Source organism: Microcoleus sp. bin48.metabat.b7b8b9.023 (assembly GCF_013299185.1).
Classification (GTDB): domain Bacteria; phylum Cyanobacteriota; class Cyanobacteriia; order Cyanobacteriales; family Microcoleaceae; genus Microcoleus.
On the sequence record NZ_JAAFKG010000028.1, the window covers coordinates 1 to 19,690 of the forward strand.

A 19,690-nucleotide genomic window follows, 5' to 3' on the forward strand; every position below is an offset into this window, starting at 1 on the left:
AGTCGTGCCGCCATCCGCCACAATATCCAAACCACGACCATAACTAGAATAGATCGATCGCCCGTTAATATCCCCAGCCCCAACCGTAAAAATATTGTCAAACTCCTGAGAAGCTTGACCCAAAACCGACATCACACCGCCGTCGTTACCCGCCGCCACTACCAGCATTACCCCATTTTGCCGCGCATATTCGATCGCACTTCTTTCTGGCGGAGTCAGCTCATAGCGCGTTGTCACAATCCCGTCAGCATTCTTCTGAGTCAAATCCAAACTGAGATTGGCGATCGCATTTTTCTGTCCCGAAGCCTTCGCAGCATCCACAAACTCTACCAAAGAATCCGCCCATCTCCCAGAATCGATCGCCCTTCCCACCCACTTTGGCGCAGTCTTATTAATTGCATCAACAATCCCCAACATAAAAGTACCGTGCTCGCTACCTTCCCCAGCTTTCAGCAACGGATTATCATCCCCGCCCACATAATCGCGGCCCTTCTTAATATTCGCGTAATTCAAATAAGGACTATCCGCACTCACACCAGTATCAATACTTCCCACCAAAGGCTGAGAAGCTAAAGGAAAATTCAGCAATTGACGGATGGCATTCGGATTGTTAGGATTCGGCGAATGGGGATCGACAGGAATTACAGCAACCGGCAAAGTCTCAAACGCACCGCCCGGATTGTAAGGAGTTTGAGTCGCAATCCCATCATGGTAGAGACCCAGCGGGTCGAAATCAATCAGCGGCGGTAGATTGTTAGTTGGTGCATCAGGGGCGATCGGGCAAACACCGCTATCAGCCAAGAAATTAGGTAAATCTAAATCAGGAAGCGACAAAGAACCGAATAACTGATGCAGCGGATTCAAATCATCCAGCCATCCCCCAACACCTGCACTCGGAGTTACAATTCTTTCCAATACATGACTGCGGGATTTTTTGCGGCCTTTGCGTTTCGGTGAATTCCCAAAACCTTGAGCCTCTTTGCGTTTTTTGCCACCAAAATTTAGCCAACCCATAATCTTTCCACCTTGATTAATATGAATTTCGATCGCACGAACTCGATCGAATGCCTCCCGCATTCAACCAAAATCGTTACTTGACAAAAATCTGTAAGTAATAATCTGAAAATTTTTCTTTGTTTGAAAAACTACGCAAGGTTGACAAATTTTACGTATTGGCGATCGCTTCACATCTGCCGCGCTTTGCTAACGGTCTCGTTGGCGATCGCCCAACACTTTGTCAATGCTTAATTTTTCGATTTTTTTAGCTTCTTCACGGTTATCCTACACCAAAAACCCTCTTTCTATTGTAAATTTTGTGTAAAGTTTTTTGACAAACTTAATTAGGTCTGACTCCAAAACCTGGTTTTTACGAAAATATGCGATCGCAGCCTTTAAAATCGATAAAAAACCCGGTTTCCGGCCGCCAGCCCTACATTCCAAAAATAGTTAGAATTTGCCCTTGCTTTTTTTATGATTTCTGATAATATGAACCGAGAGGTGAAGTTTGGAATGAGGTCTGAAGCCCTAGCAAATATCACCAAAGCTTCTTCAAAAACTACTCCCCCATTTCCCTGCTTCTTTGAAACAGGGGCAATGTTTACTTGGAAACTTTACGTTTTCAGCAAGATTTAGGGCGGCTCGAAATACTCAAAAATACAGTGGAGAAAACATAGAAATATAATAGGGCGATCGATTCAAGACAATTCAATAAAAACACCCACTTTGAGCGAACACTCTTGTCCCCCTCTTCTTAAGGGGGCTAGGGGCGATGCGATGGAGTTTCGGCCTAAAACCCACTGTCTCTCTGCTCGATCCGAAAGTCTAGATCCCCCTAAATCCCCCTTAAGAAGGGGGACTTTGAGTGAATTCTCTTCTTCTCCCGAATGTTTTGGGGAACTTGGTGAACACTCTTGTCCCCCCCTTATTAAGGGGGGCTAGGGGGGATCGCAATCTCCGCCTAAAAACGAGTAATTTCTATTCAATTAAATCGAAACTTTCTCAGCCAAAGTAACAATATGCTATGGAACTCAAATCAGCGGTGCAGTGGATAGCTCATCCAGACGGTCATTGGATTCTTCGCAATCCCGAAGACATGACTTTCATGGAAATTGACGACTTTGACAAACAGGTAATCTTGCAACTAAGCAAACAACCCGTAACAAACACTCTCGCTGAATACAACATCGATTTAGAAGATGTGCAAAATCTCTTGAGAAGCTTAGCACAAACGGGAATGCTAGAAGGCACAAAAGCCCCGAAAGCCAAATTCAATCTCCTATCTTTCACAATTCCCCTAGTCAATCCCGATGTCTGGCTGTCGCAGCACATCGACAAATTGCGCTGGATTTGGACGTGGGAATTTGGGTTTTTCCTGGGCGCTTTCATCGCATCTTCCGCAGCAGCATGGTTTGGTTCCTCGGCCGAAGTTGTTGTCTCGCACCAGCAGTTGTGGACAGCCGGGAAAATTGAGACTATTATCACATTTGTCTTGCTGACAATCCTGGTAATATCTTTGCACGAACTCGGTCACGCTTTCACGCTCAAACATTACGGCGGCATTGTTAAAGAAATTGGATTGTTATTTATGTGTTTCATTCCTGGATGTTATACAGATACTAGCGACCAATACAGTTTAGTCAAGCGAAAACAGCGGGTTTTAGTCGTGGCGGCGGGAGTTTTGATTCAAGTAACAATTTGGGCGGTTGCTGTTTGGGTTTGGCTGTTTTCTCAGTCGAATCCTGTCTGTCATCAAATTAGTTATTTATTGATGGTGGCGGCTTTGCTGACTGTAGCAATTAATTTGAATCCCCTCAACCGATTTGACGGTTATTATTTTTTGGTTGCAGCCACTGGGATTAACAATCTGCGTCAAAAGTCGTTTGATTTTTATATGGATTTGTTGCGGAGAGACGAGATTGAGGCAGAATCAAGTGATAGATTGGTTTTGGCAGCTTATGCGCCTTTGAGTATCATTTATACTGTTTTTGCTTTGAGTTATTTAATGTCCTTGCTGGGAAACTGGGCTTTGCTAAATGTTCCGAGTTTTTAACCGCAGATCGATCGCAGGCGGGACGCCCGTGTCACAAAATACCACTTTATTATTTTAGGAGTTTATCGAAATGAATGTTTGTCAAAAGTTGGGAATTGTTGGCGGAAGTTTGAGTTTTGTACTTGTTAGTCAATCTTTGTCAGTACAAGCTGCTACTCTTACTCAAACTTATACTGTGGATCTGGGTTCGCAGCCGTTAAATAGCAGCACAAATGTGATTTTGCCGAAGTTTAATTCGCTGTTGGGTACTCTGTTGAAGGCTTATGTTACGGTCAAGTCTACTGTTAATAATAGTGTCAGCATTACTCCTTTGACTGGAGATTTTACGGGGACGGCGACAACTAATGCAAGTATTGCTGTGAATATTCCGCTGTTGAAAGTTGACCCTAATTTGACTTTGAGTGTGTTAGCAAGTCCGCCGGAAACGAGGATTGCTAGCGGTGGTACGGGAAGTGTTAGTGGTTCGGCTTCCGGTACTGTGTCAAAAAGTTATGATTCCCAGCAGTCTCTGAGTGCTTTAAGTGGATGCGATGGTGATACTTTTATCGCAGGTTTGATGACTACGGGTTTGACTAAAATTACCGGAAATCCGGTTAGAGGTAATTTTGGAGGTTTGGTGTCGGCTAATACTACAGTTAGTGCAATTTATGAGTATGAACCTGTGCCGGAACCGATGACGGTGGCTGGTACGTTTGTGGCGGCGGGAATGGGTTTATTGTGGAAGAAAAAACGCACAAAAAGATAAGAAGACCTAGCGGTTAAAATTACGTTATTTTCTTCAGTCTGCGGAGGCAGACTTTGTTTGTGTAGGCGCGGTTTCAACCGCCGTCTGCATCTGTTTTGGGTAACTTCAAGCGATCGATAAATGCGATAATTAATCTCAGGGAAGATGCGATCGATCTCCTGAACCTTCTCCAGCCAACCGGAATCTATTTTGTCTTCTTTAACTTGCAAACTTCCAGGATTTTTGATGTTAGATTGGTAAAGGTCAAAAATATTTTTACTGTCAACTGTGCTTGTGTAGGTTTTGCTGCCAGTTAATGCACCGATGTTAGTTTCAGAAATTTGCACTCTTCAAAAAAATGGTTGCTTGACTTTGATCTCAATGACTTATCTGGACTCAGCCGAGGTTTTTATGCGAATCGCGCAAAATTGTTACATTTGTTTACAATTGGCTCGATCGCCCTTTTCGTTTCCCTTCAGCGCTGAAGCCCGTCACGATCCAAAATCCAAAATCTAAAATCTAAAATCTAAAATCCCTTATCCCTTACAATAAACAGGCAATTATTATATTTTGAGTTATCCTGTGAGTCCTACTGCCGAAGTCAGCAATAACCTAAATGCGGGCGCTCTGCCAACCGTTACCGCTACCCCAGCCCGCCGCGCTGTTTTTCCCTTCACTGCGATTGTTGGCCAGGAGGAGATGAAACTGGCGCTGCTTTTGAATGTCATCGATCCCAAAATTGGCGGAGTGATGATTATGGGCGATCGCGGTACAGGCAAATCTACCACAATCCGCGCCCTCACTGATTTACTCCCAGAAATTGAAGTCGTGGCTGACGATCCTTTTAACAGCCATCCCACCGATCCCGATTTGATGAGCGATGAAGTGCGCGATCGCACTTTGCATCACGGTACAATGCCGATCGCCCGCAAAAAAGTACAAATGGTAGACTTGCCGCTCGGCGCTACCGAAGACAGAGTGTGCGGTACGATCGACATTGAGAAAGCTTTGTCGGAAGGAGTTAAAGCTTTTGAACCAGGCCTTTTAGCTAAAGCTAACCGCGGCATTCTTTACGTCGATGAAGTCAATTTGCTCGACGATCACTTAGTCGATGTTTTGCTCGACTCCGCCGCCAGCGGTTGGAATACTGTTGAAAGAGAAGGCATTTCGATCCGCCACCCAGCTAAGTTTATTTTAATCGGTTCCGGGAATCCAGAAGAAGGAGAATTGCGGCCGCAATTGCTTGACAGATTTGGAATGCACGCCGAAATTCGCACCGTAAAAGACCCAAATCTGAGAGTAGAAATTGTCGAACAGCGATCGAGTTTCGATCAAGATCCACCCGAGTTTCTCGCAAAATATCAGCACCAACAAGACGATATGCAGCAGAAATTGGTGGAAGCCCAAGAAAGATTAAAATCCGTAAATCTCGATCGCGATTTGCGAGTAAAAATCTCCCAAGTCTGCGCGGAATTGGACGTAGACGGGCTGCGCGGCGATTTGGTCACAAATCGGGCCGCAAAAGCTTACACCGCCCTAGAATGCCGCACAGAGGTAACAGTGGACGATATTCGCAAGGTGATGACTCTGTGTTTGCGCCACCGATTGCGGAAAGACCCGCTCGAATCCATAGATTCCGGCTATAAAGTGACAAAAGTGTTCGATCGAGTATTCGGCCTAGAAACAACCGAAGGTTAGAGCGTCAATGGCCAAGAGTCGTATCTTAACAAAAGGAATCTCTACGAGTCGGCTTTAAAATCTCATAAACCCGATCGACTGTTCCCCTCTTGGCCATAGGCTTGCCAAGCCAAATCCACCAAACCGTTAACAATCGCCACAGCCACCACCGCCGAACCCTTGCGCCCCTCAATCCGAATATGAGGAACCATCGAATCGTGCAGTCGCGACTTAGCCACGTCAACCCCGACAAACCCAGAAGGCGTTCCAATCACCAAAGCCGGTCGAATTTCCTCAGCCTCAATCAAATCCACCAGCGCCGACAAAGAAGTTTGAGCCTGACCAACCACAAAAATCCCCTCAGGATAGCGTCTGGCCAAAGTTTCAATCCCCCAAGCAGCCCGCGTTTTTTCCTTTTGAGGACGCGTCAAAGCCTCCATCGAACAGTAAACCGGATTCGCAAAGGTACTTTGGATCAGCGGCGTAATCCCCACCTGCACCATCGGCACATCTACTACGATCGTAGTTCGTGCAGCCAAAGCAGCCGCCCCAGCTTGCAAAGCCTGATCGGAAAAACTAATTAAAGACTTGTACTCAAAATCAGCAGTCGCATATATCACACGGCGGACTATTTCGTACTCCGCCGCAGAAAAACCGTGGTCGCCAATTTCGTTATCGATTAATCCCAGACTCTGGGCATCGCTTACGTGCCATTCCATTTGTTGGATAGCTGTCGCCTGTGTGTTGTCAGGTATCAGCTTACCAGCTTTTAGCGATTAGTCATTAGTCATCACTGATTAGTTATTTGTCAGGAGGGGATTTTTGGGTACTTTTGGCGGCCGACAAATCATCTCACGACTGCCACATTGGGCAGAAACCGGGTTTTTCAGGAGTTAACTTGGTTGCATATCGCAAAAAAAGCTACAAAACCCGGTTTCTTCTGACTTGCGCGCGGGGCCGAGAAACCGGGTTTTTCATGAGTTAACTTGCTTGCAACCGTTTGTAGTGCGGACTTCAGTCCGCTTTATGCTGCGGACTGAAGTCCGCACTACAAACCGCACATTATATAATGACTAATGACTAACGTTCGCGAGCGGGGACGCTCGCACTAATGACTGATGACTAACTTTCTTCTGAAGGAGACTTGCCCAATACTGGAGTCAAGAATGCTACCAAAGCCCCGATCGCAAAACCGGCCACATTTCGGGCCAAAGGCAACCAATCAGAAGTCCGAGTCACCACCGGCCCAATTCCGAAGGCCAAAAACAGAATCCCCCACAGCGGCGAAAAAATCAGCGCCCACTGCCAAGACACACCGTCTCCCGGTTTCCGAGGCTGAGCCGCAAACCCGCAGATCACACCGCCCAGCACCGACGTAATTAATGTCAGCACCCACTGTTCCCTCGGCAAACCTGGAACTACGCGACAACCGCCCTGACGCAAACAGCCTTCTATCGACTCCAAAGATTCAATGATCGATCGATCTTCGCCATTGTCCCGCACAAAAAACTGATTGCCGTAGCGGGTTTGCAATTCCACCCAAAAAGTGCGCGGCAGCAGTGGATACAGCGCATCCCCCACATTAAAATTTAGTAAATTGCCACCGCGCGGGTCAGCAACTAGCAATACACTTTTATTGTCTAAGCCCCAATAACTTTTCACAGCCAAACCGGGCGTGCGATCGTACTGAGTCAGCACTCGCAGCTTCCAACCGGTTTCAGCTTCAAAGGCGTTTAAATTTTTGGCCAAACCCTCTTCTTCAATATCCGTAAGGGCTTTAGCTAAATCAATGATCGGCGTTTGAGTCGAAGGCAACAAATCGGGATTGTTGAAAGCATGGGCCGCAGGTGCGATCGTCCACACCGACACAGCCAGAAAAAAGGCGACAGCAGAGGCTAGAAATTTGCGGGGGAAAAGCTGTGACATAGGAAATTCTAATCCGGGTCTTAATTGTGAATGTTAGCTGGCGGTCTTAACCAGAGGATAAGAGAAAACTCATATTTCTTTACAATTATTTACTTTACAGGAAGCCGAGAGCAAGGGGAAGGGTTCGGGGAAGGAAAGTTTGCGATCGGGGGAAGGGCTGACAATTAACCGTAGAGGGCGCGATCGCAGTTCCGTTAATCGATCGGGACTAACGATGGGCCCAGAAACCGGGTTTTTTTACGAGAATACTTCACGGTGAGCAGCAGATTAGGTAAAAAACCCGGTTTCTTTGGTAGGAGTGCGTCCAGGACGATCGATCGTAATTCAAGCCGATGGTAACAGAGAGAGACCGTTATCAAACTCCCGGCGAATCATCAAACTCCGAACAACTCAACTTAATAGAACCCGCAAGCCAGTCGAAAGACGAATTAATTCGAGCAAAGGCTGATGCTTTTATTATTAACAAACCCTCCGATATTAACAGCACACCTTCTGCCAACACCAGTGCGACCAAAACTAACAGCAACCCCAGAGATGCAACAAATCATGAAATTGACCCGCTAATTGGCAAACTGGACTCGGACTTAGGAGACCCCCTAACCAACCCGAATCGAATAACCTCACCCGTTATAACTACATCCACAAACTCAGAAAAAGCTTCGGACAAAACACCATTACCCGCAACCGCTGAAACAACTTCAAAACCCGAAGAACACAAAACACCCCGATCATCATAGATTACACTCAACAGTTAGTCATAACCCAACAAAACATCACCTGCAACTGCATCAAGCGCAATTCCAGATCATAATACAACTTCATCAGAAAAATCCGAGAAAATTGCAGTAACAAATTCAACCGAAACTGTTGCGGCTAGCCCAAATATTCCCTCAACTGATAAAACCTCTACAGACAAACAGTCCCCAGTTGCCACAACTGACGACAAGATAGACTCAGACAAGCAATCTCAAAACTCCACAATTGTGGAGAAAGCCAACTCAGGCGAACAATCTCGTACTGCCGAAGTTTCTGACAAAATAGACTCCGCTCAAAAAGCTCCAATTGCCCAGACTTCAGAAACAAAAAACTCAGACAAACAGCTTCCTGTTGCCGAAGCTACCCTGATAAACTCAGATAAAAAATCCCCAAAAGTCGATGCAACACCGACAGAAAAACCCCCTTCAGATTCTCAACTGCCGCCGACAACACAGCCCCCAACAGCCCAATTAATTCCAGCCACATCTAACCCAGTTTTACCTGACACTAATATCAGTGCAGAAGTCAAATCAACCGATTTACAAAAGCCAGTACAAACCGCTACTCAATCTTTAACTGACAAACAGAATGATACAGGAAAAGTTGACCCATTAAAAATCGAACCTGCTGCAATACCAAAAACAGCAGCCAGTGAAAATGTAACGGTGACGACAGCAACAGCAGCAGTTAAAATTCCAGAAAAAACTCCGAACAATACTAACTCAGTTTCGGAAATTAAACAGCCAGTTAAAACAGAATCTATTGTCAGTCAATCAGCAGATGCTGAATTAATCAAAACCGACAAAGATGCAACTTCCAGCATCTCTAAACCTCCCGCAGAAACAGAGTCGATTTTCGCTCCAATTGCGGAAAAATCTCCTGCAAAAACAGAGTCGCTTGTCTCTAACGTTGGCGAACAATCACCCAAACAAACTAACTCCAACGTTTCTACCGCACCCGAACAATTGCCAACAAAAACCGAGTCGATTATTTCCACAAAAAACGATTCGGCTACGGTAGAAAATGAGAACACTTTTCCTGAAATAACATCAGAACTTGAAAGCGAATTGCCAACAAAAACCGATTCGCCATCGACAGCAGAATTCACTGCTGATACAATCGAACGGGACATTACTGTTTCTGAAACAGCAGCGGAATTAGAAACTGAGAAAAGCCCAGCACTCTTCTCAACTCCATCAGAGACAGCAGCAGTTACGACACAGATAGCAGAAGTCGAAACAAGCGCTTCACCCTCAACTCTTAAATCCCCACCTGAACCAAATTCAAAAAATCATAATAGCAATTCAAATCCCACAGAAACTGTCGCCGTCCTACCCGCGTATTCCGATCCTGAAATTGCGCCCAAATCCGCAGAGATGACAAGCGGTTTGCTACTGTCAGCAACCGAAGAATCTGCTCAACTTTCAGACAATATTGCAGACACTAAACCTAATTCAACACAGCGTACTGGCAACTTTCAAAGCAATACCAATTCCCCAACAAATCTCTCAATAACAGCAGCAGCCAACTCACCCAATCCCGGCACTTTCCTTGTAGATGACCAAGGACAAGTCAAATTTGACTATGTATTTGACGGCGGGTACTTTACTGGCGAAGTCGGCATTTTTAGCCTTTCAGGAATGGAAGCATTTACACCTGGTACTCCAGAATTCATCGCCGAAGCTGCTAGGAGAGTCCTAACTAATTCCACATTAGGAAACGTTGTAATCCGCGACAGTACAGAAGGATCCAAATTCACCGGTTCCATGCCGGGAGAATACGACTTCGGTTCAGGAGAATATCAGGGTATCAAAACTTTCAACATGACCCCTGGAGATACCTTTGCTGTCATGTTCGTACCCAGCGGTACAGTACAATCATCCCTCCAATACTCCTGGCTGTGGGATTTGTTCCCCGAAAACCGCCCCTTATTCAGTATCGCCACAGCCAATCCCAGCGATACCGCTCATCTGCTACAAATAGCCGACATTACGGGCACCGGCAACACCTTCGCCCTCGAAGATATGTCGGCTGCTAACTCAGACAGAGATTACAATGACCTAATCTTTAAAATTAGTGGCGCAACCGGAAACGCACCGCTGCTAGATACAGTCATCAACCCTGACAAAGAATGGCGCAATACAGCTTTAGGACAACAATTGCTCGCCGCAGTCAATCCCCCGAATTCTGACAACAATCCGCCCGTTGTTTCGCCGACAAGCGCTCGGACTTATACAGAATTAGAGACAACTATTTCATTAGACAATCTTGCCACAGATGCAGAGGGCGACCCTCTGACAATTAGCGTCCTCAATCCAGTAAACGGCACAGTAATTTTCAATCCCTTAACGAACAAAGCATCGTTTAAACCAGCATCCGGTTTCTCCGGTATTGCCAGCTTTGATTTCCTTGCCAGCGACGCTTTTGGGAGTTCAACGCCCGCGCGCGTAACAGTCAATGTCAGCGATGTTCCCCTGCTGAATCTAGATTTTGTGAAGCGAAATCCGATCCTCAATGCAGGAGAAAATACGGAATTGATTGTGCTCGGAGATTTTGCCGACCAAAAAGGTGTAGTGCTGCCAGATTCTTATCTAACTTACACTTCATTCAATCCAGAAGTAGCACCAATTGATCCAACTGGTAAAGTGACAGGTTTGGTCAACGGCACTTCAATTTTGAGTGCAAGTCGCAACAACCTGCAAGCAGTAACAGCGGTGCGAGTCGGAAAATTGCCAGCCCCAACCAACGATGCAGAATTTAATGGAGCACTAGCTGAGATTAACGGTTTGAATGTCTATCCCAAAGCAGTCACGATGACAGCCGGAATGGGACGTTCGCTTTTAGTAGGAATTGAAAATATCATCAAATCCCCCGATCTGAAATTCGGCTCTACAGGAACTCGCTATTTCCCCGGAAACTCTAACCTGTTGCAAGTGAATTCAGACGGCGTTATTACCGCTATAAAAGAAGGAGTTACTAACGTCACTGTCATTCACGGAGCCGCCGAACAAGTCGTGCCAGTACGAGTCTCCCTTCCCGCCGTCGCCGGAACAATTTTAGGAGTAAATGGCGGTGCAGTTACTGGCAGTGACGGTTCAATTGTGATGGTGCCACCCGGTGCTCTTGCCGAAAATACAGCTATTAGCTTGACATCTCTAACCAGCAATGCTCTATCCCTACAACTTCCCGACGGTTTGCAGTTTGCCGGAGGCTTCAATTTAGACTTGGGTGACAACTCCTTGAAAATTCCCGCTCAATTAGCAATTCCTGCCCCTGCCGGCTTATCTCCTGGTACCGAAATTTTATTCCTGCGAAAAGGTTCGCTGCCGGATGCTAACAATATTTATTCCCCAATTTGGCTGATTCAAGAATCCGGTGTAGTCGATGCCAGCGGTACTATTCGCACTAATTCTCCACCATTTACCGGTATTTTGGAGACTGCCGAAATAGCGATGATAGCAATGCCGGACCTGGAGTTACAGAAGTTGGCATTGGAAAAGTTGCTCACCACCTCCAATATAAATGGTTCCCTTCTCTCAACAAATGTCGGTCTCCCAAATGGTTCCCTTCTCTCAACAAATGTCGGTCTCCAAAACAGCTTTTTAGCAGCCAATGCCGGTTTAATCGGTATAGCCACCGTCACCACAGCTCAATTCGCCGCTACAATTTTACTGCTGGCTTACTTGGCTAAATACCTGAAATCTGGATTGAAAATTATTGCCATTCCTGAAGTCGGTTTACCTGTAGTCACTCCGGCGGGTGTTGAACTCGATCCAGAAGGGATTCCCCGCGTCACAGCCACTCTAAACATACCCACACTATTCCCAGCAGACCCCTTCGCACCTCCAGTGCTTCAATCCGCTGAATATAAGTTGGAAAATGGCGAACCAACCGTCGTCCTGACAGGCAGCAACTTCCTGAATAACTCCAATGATTTAGGCGGTGAATTTAAAGACTTAACAGTCAGCTTCCGCGTCGGCGACAAAACTTATCCAGGCACATTGATACCGGATAAAAACACCGATTTGGGAGAAAATAGCTACAGAATTGCGGTCAAAATTCCGATTACCGTACCCGTCGGCGAATCCAGCATTGTAGTGTCGAGAAAGCAGAAAAAGCGCTTCGGGCAGGGTATTGGAGATTACGAGACTGTCGAACTAGAAAGTAAAGAAAATATCCGTCTCGCTCCTACCTGCGTTGAATTGGCGCTGGTAACAGAACGCACGGGCGACAAAATCAACGTTATTAACCTCAAAGACCCTTTATCAACTGTTGAAACCCAGAACAGCGATAAATTGGCGGTTGCGATTAACATTCCTGTAGGCAATCCCAATACATCAGACCGACCTGAGTCGATCGCGGCTACTAACAGTGCTACCCGCGCCTACGTGACTCTGCGCGACACCGGTCGCGTTTCGGTAGTGGATTTGATAGCGCTGCGAGAAATAGACACTACTAAGGAAACGGAGACTGTCGATGCGATTAGCTTGCCCTCTGGAGCCAGACCACAAGCTATTGCGATCGACAAGAGGGATAATTACGCTTACATTGCTGACCAGAGTCGCCCTAACATCTACGTCCTCGACATCAATCCGAATTCGGCAACTTATCATACCGTCGTCGAGACAATTGCGATCGATTCGCCCTCGGGATTGCAACAGTTAACAATTAACAGCGACGAACGCAAACTTTTTGTAACTGGTTCCGACAGAAACATTCACGTTGTTAACATCGACCCGAGCGATCGACCGACTAATTCGAGTTCTAATCCCCGCAAGTGGCGCGAACAGATTGGCAAAATATTAACTCCAAACGGAGCAATGGGAATAACTGCAACTTCTGACTTCGAGAAGATAACTTTTACCAGTGGCAATACTGCTACAGACGGCAGCGGTTTTGGTGTCTTGGAAATTACCAACAGCGACCCCCTGAGTTTTGCGGCGGAGGCACGCTACGCGAACTTGTCGCTGGGTAGCGATTCCGATTACTTCGATGTCAATGAGGGAGCGGCTGTAACGATAACGAAAGACGGGCAGTATGCGTTTGTTGCAGGGCGCAACAATAGGGGAAACACCAACCCTAGCGATGCGCGCGAGGGTGGCAATATTGGCATTATCAAAAACCCGCTGACGAATCCTCGATTGGTGGCTGCAACTCGACCAATTCCGGGCAGTTTACCTAACAACGTAGCGCTCTCTAGCGATGGTAAACATTTGATTGCTTCCTATCCCACTTTAAATTTGGGAGGCAGTGCCTACATTTTCGATGTGGAGGAAATGATTAAGGCAACAGAGAATCCGGGGAATTACAAGCTTGACGCCCGCGACAGGGGTGTGGGTAGCGTTGGTTTCGTGACTAACACTGAGCGAAATGCGACTGTTGCTGACCTCGCCCGCGTACCGATTGATGATATCAACCCTCTGGTAAGTATTGCGGCTGACTACGAAATTACCGGGGGAAATTGGATTAATAACTTTACCTTTAGCGTGCCGTCAGGTACGAACCGGGCTCCCATTGGTATCGGTGGAAATCCTAAAGGTTTGGCGATAGCGAATGCTAAAAACTGGTTGGAATTAAAAGGACTGATCGGGGATAGCAAGAATGATAGCAATCCTTTAACTCCTACTTTTAAGTGGGATTTGAAGGGTGAGAATGAACCCTGCGGTCTTCCTGGTTTTAAGCCCGATACTGATGTCGATAAGGTCAATCTTTATGTAAGCGTTTTTCCGCAAGGGAAGGGCTTGTTGCCCGATGATAGGTGGGATGGGTTAAATTCGGCTGGCGACAAAGATTACAATCCGAATCGGGTTCTGACTGCTCAATGGGAAAACGGTACGTGGACTTGGGATGGGAAAACTAAGGCTGGTTCTTCAGAGGAGTTTACTCTTTCTAGCGATCGAATGTTGACGGCGGGTCAGGAATATCATTGGGCTGTGGAAGCTACGACGAAGAAAGGGACAAGAAAAGTTGTTACCAATAAGTTTAAGACTTTACTGCCGACTCCCATTTCTAGTGGTAATACTTTCAGCAGCGTTACTGTTTTAACGCGAGGATTAGAACCCGGAAATCCCGAAAATAGCCAGTTGATTGATGGGCAAATTAATGGAGTTGCTAAACACATTTTTGATGCTGGCGGTACGGTCATGAAATATCAGTCGGCAACTGGTAAGTGGCAGTCTGTTACTCCTCAAGGAAATAGTTGGATATCTAATAATAGCCTTCAGCCTGCTTATGGCAAACCCTTAGTGCTGTTAGCTAATTGGATGGATGGGATGAACGGGATGGATGGGATTGAGCCGAAGCAACTTTATAATTCTGGTTTTGCTGAGGCGGCGGCTGATACTTTATTTGCTTCAATGGTGCAATTGGATTTAAATAAGGGTGGTGGTGTCGGTAGCCCAGGTCAGCTTTATGATAGTACGGGTAAATTAATCCGCACTCAAGGAGCTGTTTTCAATTCACCGCTACATTTTGTCGGTTTCGGGCAGGGGGCTGTGGTTAATAGTGAAATTGTCCAGCGTTTGGGTACGTTTTTACCTAATGCTGGAGGTACCAGTCGGGCAAATCGCGACCTGCAAATGACGACTATTGACCCTTACGATTACGATGATAATTCTTTTTCTGGGCCTTACCTTAACATTCTTGACCCGGAAATTAAGGTGTGGAATAATGTCACTTATGCTGACAATTACTACCAAACAAATGGTATTGGGAATACAATTAACGGGCGAGAACTTTCTGGAACAAACTGGAAATCTGATTGGAATGTTTCTTTAGGAAACCGGGCTGGATTTACGCCGGATGACGGGGCAGGTGCTTCCCATCGGGAGGCTTTGGCTTGGTATGCGGGAACTGCTAATCTCACGGGTAGCAAACTGCCATCGGAAAACGGTGACACAATTTACCGTCGCTTGGGCGATTTGGAGCAAAATAATATTGCTGATGCTACTAAGACTTGGTATACTCCTGACCATACTAATGCTAGTTTTACTCAGGGAGATACTAAAGCTCCTTGGGAAGGAATTGGTACGGGTTGGTTCAACTCTGTTTTAGGTGGAGGTTCTCAATTACGACCTTATTTTGATGGTGGGAAGAAGACTAAAAATGAGTTGGCTAACTTTGAGAATTATTTGAAGAATAATCGGGTTTCGGTGTTAGAAGATAATACCTACTTGGCTAGGATGCGGGGTGATTATGCGGTTCCTACTTTGTTTAATGGGAATTTTGATGCTGTAGCGGCTCAACTAGATTCACAACCCATTCCTGGTTGGTCTTTGTACAATGGTGATAATAAGTCTGTGTTGCAAAGCTCCTTGGTGAATCGGAACAGTATTACTACTTTATCTAGCCCTGTAGTAGGGGCTAATTCGGGTTCAACCAATTATGCTCTAAAATTAGGTACAGGCGACAGCATCACGCACAATCCCTTTGTCGTACCGGATTGGGGAAATTTACGATTTGATGTTTTTGCTCCCACTAAAGGAGGAACACTAAATGCCAAGCTTGAAACGATAGATGGACAAAGTAAAAATGTAACCATCAATCTGGCACAAGATGCAAACTTTCAAATTGATGCAACCAACAAAAATAATACTGAGTCTATTAAGAACATCTATTCAGACATTGAAAATAAGATTGGGTTTGGCAGAAAAGGGTTTGAAACCTTCCAACTTAAGTTAAACCTCACTGATTCAGAAATCGCAGAGTTTCGAGGTAAGCCAGCGAAAATAACCTTTTCTTTAGAGGGTGGTAATTCCGTTTACATAGATAATGTTTTCTTCAAGAGCGACCATCTCAAATTTGGCAATCCCACTGAAGCTAGATGGCAGACTGGCAACAGCAGCACATATCAAAACAACTTGCTGCTTGAAAAGCCACAGTACGTTGTGTCTTACAATGCTGATACCAAAATTGCCAACTGGGTTGGTTGGAAAGTAGATAAGACATGGGTGACAACGCCACAACAAGGAGAATCACCAAATGGGTTAATACAAAGACCTGAATTTATAACCGATCCAGATTTATTGGCTAGTGGCTTGTTTACCTATGATGGAAATATCTTTACTGGCTTAGGAATGGATCGAGGTCATTTGTCTCCTGATAGAGATAGATTGAGACATCCCAAAGATGAGTTAGCCACCTACTTAACAACTAATGTGATTGCCCAGTCGATGGATAATAATCGATTTTTCATCCCTAATTTTTTGGAAAAAGATGCTTCTGCTTGGTCAAATATAGAAAATAGATTAGCTCAACGAGCGGCTCAACAGGGGCAAGAACTTTACATTTTTGCCGGCGCAGTTGGTAACAATCCAAATACTCAAAAGAAAACGAATGTTCCTGAGTTGCTTGATGACCGTTTCAATGGAGAGTTGATCAATCAGGGAAATACAAGCCCTAGCAATTTGTCAAACCGACAAATTCACATCCCTAGATGGACGTGGAAAACAATCATGGCTGTGGAACAACCAGGAGTTGATGTTACTTCGTCAAACATAGAAGCTTTCGCATATATGACGCCTAACATAGCAGAACCAAATTGGAATAATGTATCCTTAGATGGGATTGCTAATCCGCTTAACAATGATATGTTTTCTCCCTTTTTGGACAGCGTTCGCAGTAACATAAAGAAAACGGATTGGAGGAACCCAGATACTTGGCGAGTTACTCTTCCAGAACTCACAAAGATTCTTAACGAACGCAACAAAGTTCGTAACTATGACTTTAAGTTTGATTTCCTGTCAAATCTGCCAGAAGATATTCAGTAAGCTCTGAAGAATCAAGGGAGATATTCTCCTCCCTCTTGACCTTGTATTTCCTTGATGGTAGAGGTAAGTAGCTCCACCTCAAAAACAGAAACCTGAGAACCCCGATTTTAAAAAAGAACCAGATTTCACCGAATCGTCCGGCATTTCAGATTTGTAAGGGTTAACCTACTTAAATCCTCCAACTACAATAATTTTTTTTGGACACTGGTCAAAATTTCATACTCCCCTGTCAGTATTGTCAGAGGAGATAAAGGGATTGAAGGTGAAACCCGGGATGAAAACCCCATCTTCTCGAGTAATATCCCAGCACCGGCAAGGATCTTCGCCAAAACCCCCAATCTTAGCGTCTTGAAAATTAACTCTGATAAAATGAGTGCAAGTCAGGTTGCAACGACTCGTATTAACCCCTCTAAAATCACAGTCAAAAAACCTAGTGTATTCCAAATGACAACCAAAGAATTTGGCTTCTCTTAAGTTACAGTTCAAAAAATTAGCCCCCCCTAGCTCACACCTATGCAAATTAAGCTCGCTCAAGTTAACATAATTAAATTGAGCTTCAGTCAGGTCAATATTTTGCAGTTCAACCCCGCTCAAGTCTGCATACTCCAAAATGATGTGTCTAAAACCTCTCTCACCAGCAGCATAGCGCCTGAGCAATTCTTCTACAGTTATTCTTTCTTTTTCCATAACTCAACTCCTATATCTATTTACACAATCAACAATAGCACTTTTTTAAGGCTTTATATATCGACCGCATAACTCACACAACGGTTTGGAAAAATCCTGATACTTGGAGAGTTACTCTTCCAGAACTCACAAATATTCTTAACGAACGCAACAAAGTTCGTAACTATGACTTTAAGTTTGATTTCCTGTCAAATCTGCCAGAAGATATTCAGTAAGCTCTGAAGAATCAAGGGAGATATTCTCCTCCTTCTTGACATTTTACTTCTGGGCTAAACGGAACTTGGTCTTACAGGAGGAAGTTCCGTTTAGCCCAGAAGTAATCATACTCTCATAACTTTTTAGGATATTCTTATAATCTCATACTTCCCTGTTAGTATTGCTGCAGGAAGAGCGATACAGATTGGAAGTGAAACCAGAAATAAAAACTCCGTCATGGCGAATAACGTCCCAGTAGTTACAAGGGAAGGGTCTTCGCCAAAGCCCCCAAGCTTCGCACCTTGTAAATTGACTCTAGTAAAATTAACCGAGCTTATGTCGCATCTACTGCTGTTAAATCCTCTCAAGTCACAGTCAAAAAACCTACTGTATTCCAAATGACTTGAGGTGATTTTAGCTTCCCTGAAGTTACAGTACCAAAATTGAGCCGACCCTAACTCGCACCTATGCAAATTGAGTCGGCTCAAATTAACGTAGTTAAATTGAGCACCAGTCAGGTCAATATTTTGCAGTTCAACCCCGCTCAAGTCAGCGTACTCCAAAATGATGTTTCTAAAATCTCAATCGCCAGCAGCATAGCGTCTAAGTAATTCTTCTATAGTAATCCTTTCCTTTTCCACAATTCAAATCCTGTATCTATTTACACCTTTGATAATAGCACTTTTTACTCATCTTCTAAAGTCCAACGCTCTCCTCAAAACCGGCCTCAAAAGGATGAATTCCTGTCAATTTAGCGTTGGTAAAATCACAACGAACAAATCTTATTCCATCCATCTTGGCTTTGCTAAAGGAGATGTTCGTAAAATTGCAGTCAAAGAAATGACATTGATAAATATTTCCTCTGTTCCAGTTGGCTTTGGTAAAGTTGCATTGCTCGATGGTAGCTGGTCCCATACCGACCTCTCTTAAGTCCGCACTGGTAAAGTCAACGTCAATAAAGCTAGAAGTTTCCAAACCAGCCCCCCTGAGCTTTGCTCGCCTCAGAATCGTCCCTATGAATTTGGCATCATAGGAGACTGCTCTTTCCAAAATAGCCCCACTCAAGTTAGTTTGATGCAGTCGAGCCGAGCTAAGGATAACTTCTCTCAGGTTAGCTCTGCTCAGGTTAGCTTCATTGAGCCTCGCCACCTGCAATATAGCTCCAGTCAAGTTGGCTTCACTCAAATTGGCCCCCATAAAATCAACGGCTTCTAGGTTAGCCTTTTCAAGATTAGCGCCACTGAGATTTATACCGCGCAGGTTGACTCCTCCAATTCTGGTGTTTTCTTCAGTTTGATATCGTTTGATTAACTCGTCAGCGTAACGTCTACCCAAGAGAATGCCACTTAGGTCAAGACCTACAAAGTCTCTTTCTCCCGCAGCATATCGTTTCATTAATTCTTCTGCATCCATATTTTTCAAGGATTTAAAAAGGATAATTATCCGAGGATTTTAATTATAGCAAATGCTCTAAAAACACCCCTACCCCCTTCACCAATCATGGTCGCAAAACTCGATCGCAGTCCCATCTTCAAGAGCCAAATGAAAAACCCGGTAACATTGCCACAGGCTGGAGAAACAAGGATTGGAGTAAGATTGACGATCGCACTCAACGTCCTGTCTGGTCTTTGGAAGAAATAGAAAACGAGATCGGCTACGATCTATTCCCTCTTCTTCCTCAAGAAATCAAAAAAAATATCAAAGATATCAAGTACATTTTTCCAAAGCAAAAATCTATTGGAGATACTTGGGATAGCCTTCCTTGGAAATCAAATCCACCGCCACCTCCAGAAGACCCTACAGATCCAGAAGAGGAATCTGAGGAACTTGAGAGTGAATAATTGATAGAGGTTTTCCGATGAGTGTAATGTAGCAAAAAACCAGGCTTCTCCAAGAAGCCTGATTTTT

The 19,690-nt window shown here is 44.9% G+C and carries 12 protein-coding genes and 1 pseudogene; 6 read left to right on the top strand and 7 right to left on the bottom strand.

What is annotated here, in order from left to right:
* Positions 1-1,077: S8/S53 family peptidase (locus QZW82_RS16685; RefSeq protein WP_293150062.1), on the bottom strand; the 1,077-nt coding region annotated here is incomplete at its 3' end.
* A gap of 943 nt (positions 1,078-2,020) precedes the next feature.
* On the opposite strand from QZW82_RS16685, the gene QZW82_RS16690 reads away from it, so the two are divergent.
* Together QZW82_RS16690 and QZW82_RS16695 are read left to right on the top strand one after the other, a co-directional pair.
* A complete protein-coding gene (locus QZW82_RS16690; protein WP_293150064.1) occupies positions 2,021-3,049 on the top strand; it encodes a site-2 protease family protein in 1,029 nt (342 codons plus the stop codon).
* A gap of 70 nt (positions 3,050-3,119) precedes the next feature.
* Positions 3,120-3,794 carry a PEP-CTERM sorting domain-containing protein gene (locus QZW82_RS16695; RefSeq protein ID WP_293150066.1) on the top strand — a complete coding sequence of 225 codons (675 nt, stop codon included), beginning with the start codon at positions 3,120-3,122 and terminating at the stop codon, positions 3,792-3,794.
* Between the two features lie 107 nt (positions 3,795-3,901).
* Here the strand turns inward: QZW82_RS16695 and QZW82_RS16700 are convergent.
* Positions 3,902-3,997: pseudogene (locus QZW82_RS16700) on the bottom strand (1,4-alpha-glucan branching protein domain-containing protein); the annotation flags it as partial.
* A gap of 403 nt (positions 3,998-4,400) precedes the next feature.
* On the opposite strand from QZW82_RS16700, the gene bchI reads away from it, so the two are divergent.
* Complete coding sequence (bchI, locus tag QZW82_RS16705; protein ID WP_293150193.1) at positions 4,401-5,471, top strand: magnesium chelatase ATPase subunit I; 1,071 nt, start codon at positions 4,401-4,403, stop codon at positions 5,469-5,471.
* A gap of 62 nt (positions 5,472-5,533) precedes the next feature.
* Here bchI and QZW82_RS16710 read toward each other — a convergent pair whose 3' ends face one another.
* Together QZW82_RS16710 and QZW82_RS16715 are read right to left on the bottom strand one after the other, a co-directional pair.
* Entirely contained in the window at positions 5,534-6,169 is a 636-nt protein-coding gene (locus QZW82_RS16710; RefSeq protein ID WP_293150068.1) for a precorrin-8X methylmutase, read from the bottom strand.
* Between the two features lie 403 nt (positions 6,170-6,572).
* Positions 6,573-7,376, bottom strand: coding sequence for a TPM domain-containing protein (locus QZW82_RS16715; RefSeq protein ID WP_293150070.1), 804 nt, complete (start codon positions 7,374-7,376; stop codon positions 6,573-6,575).
* A gap of 332 nt (positions 7,377-7,708) precedes the next feature.
* On the opposite strand from QZW82_RS16715, the gene QZW82_RS16720 reads away from it, so the two are divergent.
* Complete coding sequence (locus QZW82_RS16720) at positions 7,709-8,113, top strand: hypothetical protein (protein ID WP_293150072.1); 405 nt, start codon at positions 7,709-7,711, stop codon at positions 8,111-8,113.
* A gap of 246 nt (positions 8,114-8,359) precedes the next feature.
* The gene (locus QZW82_RS16725) at positions 8,360-16,900 is read left to right on the top strand and encodes a DNA/RNA non-specific endonuclease (protein ID WP_293150074.1); all 8,541 of its coding nucleotides are present in this window, start codon (positions 8,360-8,362) and stop codon (positions 16,898-16,900) included.
* Between the two features lie 216 nt (positions 16,901-17,116).
* On the opposite strand, the gene QZW82_RS16730 is transcribed toward QZW82_RS16725, so the two are convergent.
* The 3 genes from QZW82_RS16730 to QZW82_RS16735 form a co-directional block, all read right to left on the bottom strand.
* Positions 17,117-17,587: a pentapeptide repeat-containing protein gene (locus QZW82_RS16730; protein WP_293150076.1), complete on the bottom strand. Its 471-nt coding sequence runs from the start codon at positions 17,585-17,587 to the stop codon at positions 17,117-17,119.
* Between the two features lie 338 nt (positions 17,588-17,925).
* Positions 17,926-18,345: a pentapeptide repeat-containing protein gene (locus tag QZW82_RS32270; protein WP_366665033.1), complete on the bottom strand. Its 420-nt coding sequence runs from the start codon at positions 18,343-18,345 to the stop codon at positions 17,926-17,928.
* A 133-nt stretch (positions 18,346-18,478) separates the two neighbouring features.
* Positions 18,479-19,195 (bottom strand): pentapeptide repeat-containing protein, encoded by a 717-nt coding sequence (locus QZW82_RS16735; RefSeq protein ID WP_293150078.1) that lies wholly within the window; start codon positions 19,193-19,195, stop codon positions 18,479-18,481.
* Between the two features lie 215 nt (positions 19,196-19,410).
* Between QZW82_RS16735 and QZW82_RS16740 the strand changes: the two genes are divergently transcribed.
* Positions 19,411-19,623, top strand: a complete 213-nt coding sequence (locus tag QZW82_RS16740) for a hypothetical protein (RefSeq protein WP_293150080.1) — start codon at positions 19,411-19,413, stop codon at positions 19,621-19,623.
* Positions 19,624-19,690 lie beyond the last annotated feature (67 nt).